The organism is Pseudomonas sp. NPDC090201 (assembly GCF_044746825.1).
Taxonomy (GTDB): domain Bacteria; phylum Pseudomonadota; class Gammaproteobacteria; order Pseudomonadales; family Pseudomonadaceae; genus Aquipseudomonas; species Aquipseudomonas putida_AD.
The window spans coordinates 1-1,923 of record NZ_JBIVCX010000023.1; the positions used below are offsets into that span (position 1 = coordinate 1).

Sequence of the window (1,923 nt, forward strand, 5' to 3'; positions counted from 1 at the left end):
CACTCGTAATCCTTGACCGGGCCAAAGATCTTGGCGCAGAACAAGCCGTCACGCTCAGGCTTGAACGTACGGTAGTTGATGGTTTCCGGCTTTTTAACTTCACCGAACGACCACGAACGGATCATCTCAGGCGAGGCCAATCCGATACGGATGGCGTCGAACTCTTCGACTTGACCCTGGTTTTTCAGCAAATTCAGTAGGTCTTTCAAGGCCTTTCCTCCTGGCGGAGCAGAGAGTGGTCAAACCGACCCACTCTCGATCGCGTCACGTGTTATTCGGTTTCCAGATCGATATCGATACCGAGCGAACGGATTTCTTTGATCAACACGTTGAAGGACTCGGGCATGCCCGGCTCCATACGGTGATCGCCGTCCACGATGTTTTTGTACATCTTGGTACGACCGTTCACATCGTCCGACTTCACTGTGAGCATTTCTTGCAGAGTGTAAGCCGCGCCGTATGCTTCCAGCGCCCAGACCTCCATCTCCCCGAAACGCTGACCACCGAACTGTGCCTTACCACCCAGCGGCTGCTGGGTGACCAGGCTGTAAGAACCAGTGGAACGCGCGTGCATCTTGTCGTCCACCAAGTGGTTCAGCTTCAGCATGTACATGTAGCCAACAGTTACCGGACGCTCGAACTTGTTGCCGGTACGACCGTCGAACAGTTGCATCTGGCCACTGTCCGGCATGTCCGCCAGGCGCAGCATCGCCTTGATTTCGCTTTCCTTGGCACCGTCGAATACCGGGGTAGCCATTGGAACGCCGCCACGCAGGTTCTGCGCCAGATCCAGAACTTCCTGATCGGTCAGGTCGTCGATGCTTTCCTGACGGCCACCGATCTCGTTGTAGATCTCGTTCATGAACTTGCGCAGTTCAACCACTTTGCGCTGCTCTTCGAGCATGCGGTTGATCTTCTCGCCCAGACCTTTGGCCGCGAGGCCCAGGTGAGTTTCGAGAATCTGACCAACGTTCATACGCGAAGGTACACCCAACGGGTTGAGGACGATATCCACAGGTGTGCCGTTGGCATCGTGTGGCATGTCTTCAACCGGCATGATCACGGAGACCACACCCTTGTTACCGTGGCGACCGGCCATTTTGTCGCCCGGCTGGATGCGGCGACGAATGGCAAGGTAGACCTTGACGATTTTCAGCACGCCTGGAGCCAGGTCATCGCCTTGCTGCAGTTTGCGCTTCTTGTCTTCGAACTTGTCGTCCAGCAGACGGCGGCGATCGACGATGTAAGCCTGAGCGCGCTCGAGTTGCTCGTTCAGAGCATCTTCGACCATGCGCAGCTTGAACCACTGACCGTGTTCCAGACCGTCGAGCACTTCGTTGGTGATTTCCTGACCTTTCTTCAGGCCAGCACCACCTTCAGCGATCTGACCGACCAGAGCCGAACGCAGACGCTCGAAGGTTGCGCCTTCGACGATGCGGAACTCTTCGTTCAGGTCCTTGCGGATCTCGTCCAGCTGGCTCTTCTCGATGGACAGGGCGCGGGAGTCGCGCTCTACGCCATCACGGGTGAAGACCTGTACGTCGATGACAGTACCTTTGGTGCCAGTAGGCACGCGCAGGGAGGTGTCTTTAACGTCGCTGGCTTTTTCACCGAAGATCGCACGCAGCAGTTTTTCTTCCGGAGTCAGCTGGGTCTCGCCTTTCGGAGTGACCTTGCCCACCAGGATGTCGCCAGGGCCGACTTCGGCACCGACGTAAACGATACCGGCTTCGTCCAGCTTGTTCAGCGCAGCTTCACCCACGTTCGGGATGTCTGCGGTGATTTCCTCTGGGCCCAGCTTGGTATCACGCGCCACACAGGTCAGTTCCTGAATGTGGATCGTGGTGAAGCGGTCTTCCTGAACAACACGCTCGGACAGGCAGATGGAGTCTTCGAAGTTGAAGCCGTTCCACGCCATGAACG

Annotated in this window: 1 protein-coding gene and 1 pseudogene; both read right to left on the minus strand. The window is 56.8% G+C overall.

The genetic code is table 11. The features are described 5' to 3' along the window. Positions 1 to 209 (minus strand): hypothetical protein (locus ACIPOO_RS27430; protein ID WP_164568707.1); only part of this gene is annotated, 209 nt, incomplete at its 3' end. 62 nt (positions 210 to 271) lie between these two features. Further along, positions 272 to 1,923: pseudogene (gene rpoB / locus ACIPOO_RS27435) on the minus strand (DNA-directed RNA polymerase subunit beta); the annotation flags it as partial.